This window comes from Streptomyces sp. NPDC000229, from assembly GCF_040300825.1.
Lineage (GTDB): Bacteria > Actinomycetota > Actinomycetes > Streptomycetales > Streptomycetaceae > Streptomyces.
Map to the genome: position 1 here is coordinate 1 of NZ_JBEPEL010000132.1, position 10,753 is coordinate 10,753.

Sequence of the window (10,753 nt, forward strand, 5' to 3'; positions counted from 1 at the left end):
TGGCGGCCGGGTCTTCGGCCTTGGTGAGCAGGGCCCTGACCTTCTTGAGCAGGTCCGGGGGAAGGCCCTGCCCGGCGGGCCCGGCGGGCGTGCCGCCCGCTGAGATGCGGCACATCGCCCGACCGTTGACGACCGCGCGGCGGTCGAACTGGAACAGCTGCTCCGCCTCGGACTTCAGCGACTTCGTGGTGCCCGTGGTGTTGTTGGACCCGAAGTTGTACGCGGTGACCTCACGGCCTGCCGGGATCGTCAGCGTGCGCTGGACGCGGTAGGTGAACGGCTGGTGCTCGCCGCGCAGGAACACGTTCGGCCACGCCTCACCGATCCACAGGCCCTTGTAGGCACCGGCGCTGATCCGGTACCAGATGCCGGCACCGTTGATGCGCCGCCGCTTGTCGACCGGGGCCTGGGTGGCCTTGGTGAAGGTGACCTTCTTGGTGCTGAGGATCTTGTCGTGCCCGGCACCGGTCTTGGCGTTCTCGTAGTACTCGCCGGTGTCTTCCTTGGTGCCGTTCGCGAGCGTGACGATCTTGGTGTCCACCCGGTAGAGCGTGTACGCCCCCTTGCCGATGGCGATCACCGATCCCGCCTTGACGCCCGAGGCCGGGGCGTCGTCGATCAGCATGTCCATCTGGTGGGCGAAGACGGAACTGTTGGTGTGCCAGTGCAGCTGCATCCACAGCGTGATGTGGTGGTGGTGGTACGTGTGCGCCGGGATGCGGTGGGTCTGGCAGTAATACGAGAACTTGCGCTCGTTGCGCAGCAGCGGGAAGTACCGGGCCATGGTGGTGCAGGCACCGTCGTACAGCTGTGCCGCCAGTTCGTTGCCGGTCAGCTGGTAGTAGTCCCAGAGCCCGAACATGGCGAAGATCATGCCGTTGTACGTGTAGTCGCCGGTGCCCGGCGTCTTGAACGGGTACTCCTGGATCCACAGGTAGCCCGAGCGGTCCTTGTTCACGACCCACGGGTAGGCGTCGTCGGCCCGCAGCAGCGAGGCGAACGCTCCGTTGGCGGCGGTGGTGTAGAGCGTACGTTCCTGCTCCGTGACGCCGTCCAGCATCGCGAGCTGGGCGAACAGGCTGATCGCCTCGCCCTGCGCCATGCCGGAGTACCACGGGGCCTTGTAGTCGACGCCGCCGTGCTCGGCGTGCTTGTAGTCCCAGGGGTAGGGGAAGTACCAGGCGCCCCGGGTCTGCACACGCTTGGTGATCAGGCGGTTGGCCTGGTCCTTGGCACGCTTGAGGAAGAGGGCCTTGCGAGTGGGGTCCGTCTCGGTGCGGTAGCTGGTGATGCAGCCGAGACCGAACTGGATCTGTCCGACCGGGTGGTCGTAGCCCACCGGGCCCGGCTTCGTGCTGCCCGGGGCGGGCTTCCAGTACATGTACACACCCTGGGTGTTCAGGTGGTACACCGACGACAGGGGAGGCGTCACGTTCGCCCACGCCGTGGGCCGGTTGCGCCACGGCCGCAGGGACTCGGGGAGGTCCTTGACCATCGTGTAGCCGTTCCGCTTGAACTCGAACGGCAGGACGGTCGGTACGTCCTTCTCGACCGCACGGGGATCCGGCTTGCTGTCCGCGTACGGGATCCGGCGCGGCGTGCTCGGTATGGAAGCGGTGCCCTCGTCGAGCGGGTCCGGCAGCGGCGGCAGCGGCATCTCATAGACCCCGCCTGCCCGGCCGGGCAGGCTCAGCGCGAGCGAGCGCGGCATGTTCGCGAACGGGTCAGGAGTGGGGTTGTCGAAGACACCCGTGGCGACCGCGGTGAACGTCCCGCCCCCCACGACGGCCGCACCGGCCGCGGTGCCGCCCGCCAAGCGTATGAACCGTCTGCGGCCGACAGCCGCACGCCTCTTACCGGACATGACTGTGTACCCCCCCAAGGGCATGAGCAATGGTGAATGTGGATCGTATGTGAAAGGTGAGAAAATCCCATAGTCGGTAGGGCCTCGTACAACTGAACTGGCGCGATACCGACCTGACGAGGTTTCGGATCAGACGGATCAGGCCCGGGTGGTGCCGGTCCCGTCCGTGGTGACACTGGTGGCGGGGGCCCAGTAACCGGCGAGGGCGCCGGCGGTGATCTGGTACATGGGCCGACCGTTCACGATCGCGCGGCGGTCGGTGGGCGCGTTGGACGGGGCGGCGAAAGAGACCGTCTTGATGCTGGCCGCCGTGCCGTCCTCCGTGAAGCGGTAGACGTCGACGCCCTGGTTGCCGCCCGGAAACGTGAGCGTGCGCTGCGGCCGGAACACCGTGGTGAGGTACTCGCCCCGGAGGAACGAGGTCGGCCAGACCTCGCCGACCCACCATCCGGCATAGGCGCCCGCGCTGATGCGGTAGTAGATGCCACGTCCCTGGATGCGGCGCCGCATGGAAGCCGGCGCCTGAGTCGCACGGTCGAAGGTCACCTTCTTCACCTCCAGCTGCGCGTCCTCCTTGGCCCTGTCCCAGCCGCCGTCCGCCTTCGTGTCGAGCCGGTACAGCGTGTGGGTCCCGGCAGCGAAGGCGACGGTGGACCCTTCCCGCAGATAGGGAGAGGGGAAGTCGTCGGTGAGGACGTCGGTGTGATGGGCGAAATCGGGACTGCCGGTCTGCCAGTGCAGCTGACGGAAGAGGTTGATGTGGTGCTGGTGGTACGTGGGGGCGGGGATGCGGTGGGTCTGGCAGTAGTAGGAGTGCCAGCGCACGTTCCGCAGCAGCGGGAAGTAGCGGGCCATGGTGGTCGCCGAGCCGTCGTACAGCGCGAGCGCGAGCTCGTTGCCGGTGGCGGCGTAGTAGTCCCACAGGCCGAACATGGCGAAAATCATGCCGTTGTAGGTGAAGTCACCTGTCCCGGGCTGCGCGCCGGGGTACTCCTGGATCCACAGGTAACCGGCGGAGTCCTTGTGCACCACCCACGGGTAGGCGTCGTCGCCGCGGAGCAGGGACGCGAAGGCGGCGTCGGCCGCCTGCCGGTACAGGGCCCGCTCGTCAGCTGTGACGGCGTCGAGCTGGGTGAGCTGGATGAACAGGCTGATGGCCTCGCCCTGCGCCATACCGGAGTACCAGGGCGCCTTGTAGTCGACGCCGCTGTGCTCGGCGTGCACATAGTCGAACGGATAGGGGAAGTACCACACCCCGCGCGCCTCGACCCGCCGGTCGATCAGCCGCTTCGCCTGCGCCTTGGCCCGGGTGAGGAACAGGGCCTTGCGGGAGGCGTCGGTCTCGGTGCGGTAGCTGGTGATGCAGCCGAGCGCGAACTGGATCTGCGTGACGGGCTGGTCGTATCCGGGCTGGCCGAACCCCTCACGCACCTGTACGACACCCTCGGCATCGAGGAACTGCTTCTCGGTGTCGGGAGTGATGTCCTCCCACCGCTTGGGCCGGTCCCGCCACGGCCGCATGGCCTCCGGGAGGTCCGTCACGATCCGGTACCCCGCCTGGTTGAACGCGAACGGCAGGGCGGTGGGTACGTCCTCCCCCGCCACCCGGGCCGAGGGCGCGCCCTGGGCGTACGGGATACGGCGGCTCGGCCGTGAGATGCGCCCTCCGCCGGTCTGGTCGGGCAGCGGCGGCAGCGGGGCGTCACCGTTCACCCGCCTGGGCACGCTGAGCGCCAGCGAGCGCGGCATCCCGCGGAGGGGGTCGGGCGTCGGCGTGGGCGCGGCAACCGCGCCCGTCACCGTTCCGGCGAACGTCCCCCCGGCGGCGACGGCCACACCCGCCGCGGCCCCCTTGGCGGCCAGACGTATGAGACCTCGGCGGTCGAGGCTTGAGCGGGTTTCGGACATGACGGTGCTTCCTCGCTTCTTGAGAGTGCGGTGCGCGACGAGGCAGGGGGTGCCCACCGCCGGTGGACACCCCCTGCCCGGGGGTTGGCTAGTTGTAGGAGCTGAAGAGCTTGGTGGTGCCGAAGGACCAGGCTCCGGCGTTGGACGTCCACCCGACCAGGCCGCCGTTGAACATGGCGTCGGCCCTCGCGGTCCACGTGATCATCTGTACCGAGTTGTCCGCCCGGTGGTTCATGACGGCCAGGTCGTCACGGCCGTCACCGTTGTAGTCACCGGTCACCATCTTCAGGCGGGACACGTCGTAGTTCTTGGCACCGTCGAGGGTCACCTTGGCGGAGCCGAACTTGTTCTTCCCGTCCACCTTCTCGAACAGCATGGTCGAGGTGCGGTCGGCGCCGTCGTCGTAGCTGTACCAGACGAGGACGTCGTCGTGGCCGTCACCGTCGAAGTCGCCGGCCTGCGGGAGGGCGTTCTCCCAGTTCCACGCCGTGCTCTCCCACCAGGGAAGACCCGGGGCGGAGAATCCGCCGTTGGGCAGCGTGCCGAACACGTAGGTCTTCAGTCCCTGCGTGCCCTGCTTGTAGAACACGCTCAACTCCTCACGGCCGTCACCGTTGAAATCACCCGTGACGAACTTCGTGCTGGAGCGCACCCAGGAGCCCGCGGGCGCCACCCAGGATTCGAAGGGCGTGTTGAACGTGCCGCTCGGCTTGGACGTGAACGTGAACAGCTTGGTCTCGCCCGTCTTGGCGTTGGCGGACCACACCGCCATGTCATCGCGGCCGTCCCCGTTGAAGTCACCGGCCTGCGGCGTCATGTACGAGACGTGGAACTCGCCACCCGGAAGAGCCGCCCACGCCTGCACGGGCTCGGCAAACCCGCCATCGGCCTGACCCAGGGCCACGAAGGCGGTGACACTGGCGTCGCTGTTACCCCGCACAGTGACCATGTCACCCCGGCCGTCGCCGTTGAAGTCACCGGTGATGAACTTCATCGCCGACTCGTTCCACTTGTCCGTCGACGAGGTGTAGGACTTCAGCGGATTGCCCAGGACACCGGCCGCGACGTCGCCCTCCTTCGGCTTCGCAAGGAACGTGTACGTCGCATCCGACACCGCGTTCGGGAACGAGTACCAGGCACCGATGTCACTGCGCCCGTCCCCGTTGTAGTCGTGCCGGACGACGGTGTTGCTCGACCAGAGGGACTGCTGCTGGGCGTTGTGGACGACCAGGTTGCCGCGGTCGGTCAGGATCAGCGAGCCGCCCGTTGTGGACGTTTTGGACTGCCACAGGGTGGCGGTGTCGGCTGCGTTGCGGACGACGAGGTTGCCACCGGCTTCGAAGCGCGCGAAGGACCCGGCTTCGGAGGTGCCGCTGGACCAGAGAGCGTTACCGGCGTTGGAGGTGACGACGAGGTTGCCGCCCGGATGCATGGTGAGCTGTGCGGCGGCGGAGACAAGTGTGTCACCGGGGTCGAGACGCTGGCCCGCGGTCAGGCGTGAGCCGAAGGTGACATTGTCCATCCGGCTTGCGACGGCACCCGTGCGGGTTTCGTCGCCCTGTCCGAAGCATCCGCCCTGCCAGGAGCGGCTGGTGATGCCGACGAGTTCGCTCTTGCCGTCCTTGGTCCGCAGCACAGGTCCTCCGGCGTCACCCTTGCAGACCCGCGATCCGTCGGCGGAGGCGAGAGCGAGTTCGCCGCTATCGACTGTGCCGGCGCTGAAGGCACTGGTGTGACGCTTGACCGGAACCCACTCGGTGCTGGTACGGCCGAATCCGACGACGTCCAGGCTCTCGCCCGTGGTGGGGGCGGTCTTCGCGAACGCCACCGGCGCGATACCCGCCGCGGGCTGGGCCAGACGGGCCAGAACCAGGTCACGGTTGGCGCGTGGCGCCAGCGTCACGATCTCGGTGGTGTGGCCGCCGGCCGCCGTCAGATCACCGCGACCAAGGGTGAGGGTGGTCTTCTTCCTCGGCGGACCGGCCGGGATGTCGATGCTCTCGGCAGGGTCGTCGGCAAAGCAGCTCTTGGCCGTCACCACCCACTCCGGGTCTATCAGGGTCGCGGTGCAGGAGCCGGTGTCACCGATTGACAGCTTGCCGATGAAGGGCAGGGTGGTGTCGTTGGGGCCGGCTGCCGGGGGCGGGGCACTGGAGCCGGTGATACGCAGCTCGAGGAGCACCGCAGCCGATTGCTCGGGACTTGCCTCTCCAAAGCCCTTGCTGGTGTCTTCGGGGACATTCAGAGTCTGCCTCTGGTCTTTTACGGAGATGCTGGCGCGCACATCTCGGTCATAGGTCTGAATGCGATAGGCGTCGGGGATCGTGACCGCGAGAAAGCCTGTCGCACCGGGAGCGGTGAAACACATCCGCTCGTCAGGAAGCTTCAGGTTCCTGGCCCAGACTTTGATTTGGTGGGGGCGATCGCACGGTGTGTAGGTGATGCCGCCATCGCCCCGTATGAGCGTAGCGCCGGTTTCCTCCAGTACTCCGGTGCCGTCGGGATAGGCGCCGTCTTCGCCGGCGTACGGCGCCTGCTCCCCCGCCGGCGGTTCTGGAGCGGCGAATGCCAAAGGTGCGGGCGTCCCCAGAACGACGGCCGCTGTCACGGTGGCTGTGGCCAGCCATCTGCGCTTAAGCACTGACGTGTTGTCGCTTTCTCGAAAATGCCGCCACTCCCAGTGGGAGGGCGGAACGCGCTCCGGGTGTCGCCGGAAGCATGGGCAAGAGCAGCCGGACCGCGTCGTCGCGGCCGACCTGATCGCCTGGGGGCCGGAGCAGGATAGCCCGGCTTGCGCAGAGCAGCATCTGAAAGCCCGCTGAGCACCCCGCCACTAGCGGAAGTTGAGGATCCAGTTCCACTTATGGATGCCGCTGCCATTCTCATCCGAAAACATCCATGTCCGGTACAACCTTGGGTTGGAGTGGAAAGTCTGTGTCCATGACACAGAGCCCACACCGGTCGAGACAGCCGGTACTGCTCCTTGTTGCAGCCTGGCCTGGGGGCCTGACCAAGGGCTGCGACGAGAGCCGCACGGCCCGTGCATGCGTGGCAAAGGCGCCACAACCGGCTACCGACGTGGTCGGCTGTCACATGCTCTGACGGCCGAGGCTCCTAATAGAGGGGAAGAGTTTCGTGTGCCACAGCACACAGCAATCCGGGTGGATCGGGGGGAGGAGACGCGTAGTCCGGCTGCTCAGCGGTGGTCTGCTGCCGCTCACCCTGATGTCCGGCCTGGTCATGGCGGCACCACCCGCTTGGGCGGACCCAACGCTCAGTGAACGTGGACAGGTTCTGGAGTACTGGAAGACAGGTGGGCCTGCGACCAAGGCTTCTGCTGCCTCCGCCCTGACCGGTTCAGACACTGACATCAAGGCATTCCTGGAGAAGAACAGGGCCATCGCGGAGAACCTGGACGACCGGGAGGCGGCGCTCCAAGTCCTCGCGGAAGCCGGTCCCGCCCTCCGGCGGGCCGCCGAACAGGCCTTGGACGGCACCCAAGAACAACTGGACTTCTTCCTCAAGGAAGGCTGGAAGCAGCCGCTGGAGCAGGACCAGCGGGTCGAAGTGGCACGGATCGGCGAGGCTGGCGGCCGTGCTGTCAAGGCAGCCGCAGACGCGGCCATGAACGGCTCCATCGAGGACATCCGCGAGTACCTGAGTGAGGGGCAGTACCAGAAGCGGGAATCCGACGCCCGCGTTCGAGTGGCGCAGATTGAAACCGCCGGCGGCCCCAGGGTCCGTGCAGCCGCCTCCGAAGCGCTCAACGGATCCATCGATGACCTGCAGGAGTTTCTGGCGGTCGGACAGCACGTAGCTCGCGCACAGGACCAGGAGCGGGCCACCGTCTCGCAACTGGCCCAACAGGCCAAGGCGGCCGGAGACCAAGCAGAGCGGGAGAACAAGGCCGCAAAGGAGGCCGCGGACAAGGCAATTGCCCTGGCGCGCCTGGCCAAGCTGGAAACCGAGAAGGCAGCAGCGGAGGCCGCCGCCGCGAAGAAGGATGCGGGCAAGGCCGCCGACGCCGCCCGCCGGGCTGCAGAGTCCACCCGGCGAGCGGCCGAAGCCGCCCAGGCAGCGATCACCGCGGCCCGGGCGGCCAACGCCGCTGCCCAGGTCGCCGCCGCCGCGGCCAGTAGCGCAGCGAACGCCGCGGCTGGCGCCGCCCGCGCTGCGACAGCCGCACTGAACAGTGCCGCCGCCGGCAAACGGGACGAGCAAATGGCTGCGCAGGCTCTCCAAGCTGCCGACGCCGCCGATGCTGCCGCCAGTCACGCCGACCGGGCCGCGATCTCCGGCGACGCCGCGGCCCGTTCCGCACGCGCCGCCGCATCCTCCATCGCCAACGCGGACGAGGCCGCCCTCGCCGCAGATGAGGCCGGCCGCTACGCCGACGAAGCCGGGGTTTCCTCAGCTGAGGCGCGCGAGGCGGCCGCCACTGCACGGCGACACGCCAAGGAGGCCACGCGCGCAGCGAACGCTGCTGCGGCGCATGCCGCCGATGCTGCCCGTGCCGCCCGAGAGGCCCGAGACGCGGCCCGTTCCTCCGCGCAGCACGCCCGGAAGGCTGCCGAAGCTGCCCGCACGGCAGGGCAACATGCGGCAGGCTCACAAGAGGCCGCCAACGAGTCGAAGGCGCACGCCGCTGCATCAGCGCAACGCGCCGGCGAGGCTGTCAACGCGGTCGAGCAAGCCAAGAAGATCCACGACCTCGCCCGTAGGGCCGAGTCCGAGGAAGTCACCTCGCGCACCAGGTCGAATGTGAATCGGGCCAAGGACCTGAAGGCCGAATACGACAAGGCACAGGCGGCCATTGAGAAGGCCACGGCGGATGCTGAGAAGCTCACGGCAGACTTCAAGCAGCTCACGCAGCAGGCAGCCCAGCCGGGAGCAGACCAGGAGCTGATCGCGGTCACCGGCCGCAAGATGGCCCTCGCCGCGCTCCAGGTGCGCGGTACGTGGAGCCGCTCGGCCGCCGAGGCGGCACTGGCGGCCCCGGACGCCGTAGTTGTTGAGTATGCCCGCAACGGCTGGCGTATTGCAGAAGAACAGGACGAGCGGGACGAGGTCCAGATCCTGGCTGCCAGATCCCCATACCCGGCCGTCAGAGCGGCTGCGGAAGCCGCCCTCAGCGGTGGCGCGGCACACATTCATGCGTTCGTGACACAGGGCCAGCACACGGCGGCGGCCCCGGATTACAGAGTGGAAGTGACCCGGATCGCTGAAGCAGGGGGACCTGGCGTCAAGAAGGCCGCCGACACCGCCTTCGAGGTCAATACCCCCCAAGCCTTCCTGGACTTCCTCACCAAGCACCGGTTCACCGCCGGCGACAGCGACGACCGGGTAGTCGCCGCGCGCCTGGCGGAAACCGGAGGTCCAGAAGTCAAGGCAGCTGCCGAGTCAGCCTTGGCAAGCCCCACCCCGGTACTGCGCACTTTCGTGCGTAGCGGCCAGTTCAAGGCGGCCCGGCGGGATCACATCAATGCCACCCACGTCGCTCAGATCCAGCTGATCATCTCGGGAGCCGCCGAGGTCGCTGCCCTGGCGCAGAAGAACGCCGCCGAGGCCCTGAAGTCCGCAGCCACTGCGCAGGGGGCGGCGGACGACGCGCAGAAGTATGCCGCTGATGCAAAGGCCCATGCGGCAGCGGCAGCCGCCCATGCTCGGCAGGCTACTGAGTCAGCCGATCAGGCCAAGGTATCCGCGGACAAGGCCGCCGAATCAGCAGCCACGGCTCGCGAGGCTGACATACGAGCCTGGAACAGTGCCGCTGACGCCAACAGCTCCGCGTCCTTCGCTGAGATCAGCGCCACTATGGCCCGAGGGTACGCGGAGGAGGCGTACGCGGCGGCCGAAGCCGCCCGCCAGTCCGCCCTCAACGCCGGTAAGGACGCGCAGACCGCAGCGAAGGTGTACGAAGCGAATCTGAATGAGTTCCTGGCCCAGACGCTCATAGAATCCCAGAGGTCCTGGTTCGACAGGTCTTATGACGAGTACGAGACGGGCATGTCGGCCGGGACCGACTTCATCGGTGACGCCTTCAACTGGTATATGCAGCTCAGTCCGGAGGAAAAGTTCCGCCTCTCGCTGGACTACACCCATCTGGCGCTCGATGCAGGTGGCCTCGTTCCCGGTTTCGGTGAGCCCGCAGACCTGGCCAACTGCGGTGCCTACGGCCTTGAAGGTTGGATATTCGACGAGCCCGATCGTTATGAGGACGCTGGCTGGTCGTGTGCCTCTGCCATCCCGTTCCTGGGCTGGGGCGCTGCCCCCGTCAAGGGAAAGAAATGGTATGACAAGACGGAGAAGCTCTGGGACTCGCTGAATCGCTTCAGGAAGAGAACTGACAGGGCCCCCTCCTGTCCCACTCGCAAGCACAGCTTCCCTGCAGGGACAAAGGTGCTCATGGCGGACGGCGGCCACCGACCCATCCAGGACGTGAGGGTGGGCGACCGGGTCATGGCCACCGACCCGGTCTCCGGCACCACGGGTTCGCGACGTGTCGACGCCACCATCTACACACCTGACGACCGAGACTTCACCCGTATCACCCTGCGAGGGAAGGGTAGTGGGGGTGGCCTCGTCGCCACGGACCACCACCCCTTCTGGTCGCAGAACCGCAAGCAGTGGACCAACGCCTCCGCGCTCAATGCTGGAGACACCCTTCGTACCCCGACCGGCGCTACCGCCCAGATCGGCAAAGTGTCGGACTGGAAATCTCTCCAAGCGGCCTACGACCTGACCGTCAACGACCTTCACACGTACTATGTGCTGGCGAACACCACTCCAGTCCTCGTTCACAACTGCACAGGGCGAGTCGATTCGGCTGACTGGCATCACATTTTCAATCGGCACTCTGCAAGCAGCCGTCATCCCGGTAAGAGTAAGTTCACGATGGCAACAACGAGCAGCATCGCGCCAGTGAAGTCAATGCGGCGCCACGCGACACCGAGCCCGTCATCAATAGACATGCTGCCGGGC

4 protein-coding genes are annotated in these 10,753 nt (G+C 67.2%); 1 reads left to right on the plus strand and 3 read right to left on the minus strand.

The genetic code is table 11. The annotated features are described in order from the left end of the window. From ABT360_RS34195 to ABT360_RS34205, 3 genes are all read right to left on the minus strand, one after another. Positions 1-1,816: D-glucuronyl C5-epimerase family protein (locus ABT360_RS34195; protein WP_351825463.1), on the minus strand; the 1,816-nt coding region annotated here is incomplete at its 3' end. A gap of 186 nt (positions 1,817-2,002) precedes the next feature. Further along, complete coding sequence (locus ABT360_RS34200; RefSeq protein WP_351825465.1) at positions 2,003-3,772, minus strand: D-glucuronyl C5-epimerase family protein; 1,770 nt, start codon at positions 3,770-3,772, stop codon at positions 2,003-2,005. 88 nt (positions 3,773-3,860) lie between these two features. Beyond that, positions 3,861-5,954: an FG-GAP-like repeat-containing protein gene (locus ABT360_RS34205; protein ID WP_351825467.1), complete on the minus strand. Its 2,094-nt coding sequence runs from the start codon at positions 5,952-5,954 to the stop codon at positions 3,861-3,863. A 1,043-nt stretch (positions 5,955-6,997) separates the two neighbouring features. On the opposite strand from ABT360_RS34205, the gene ABT360_RS34210 reads away from it, so the two are divergent. Next, the coding region (locus ABT360_RS34210; protein WP_351825469.1) for a polymorphic toxin-type HINT domain-containing protein at positions 6,998-10,753 on the plus strand (3,756 nt) is incomplete at its 3' end.

Excerpts from the sequence above, each read along its gene's own strand:
- ABT360_RS34200 (WP_351825465.1), bottom strand. The coding sequence starts at position 3,772 with ATGTCCGAAACCCGCTCAAGCCTCGACCGCCGAGGTCTCATACGTCTG.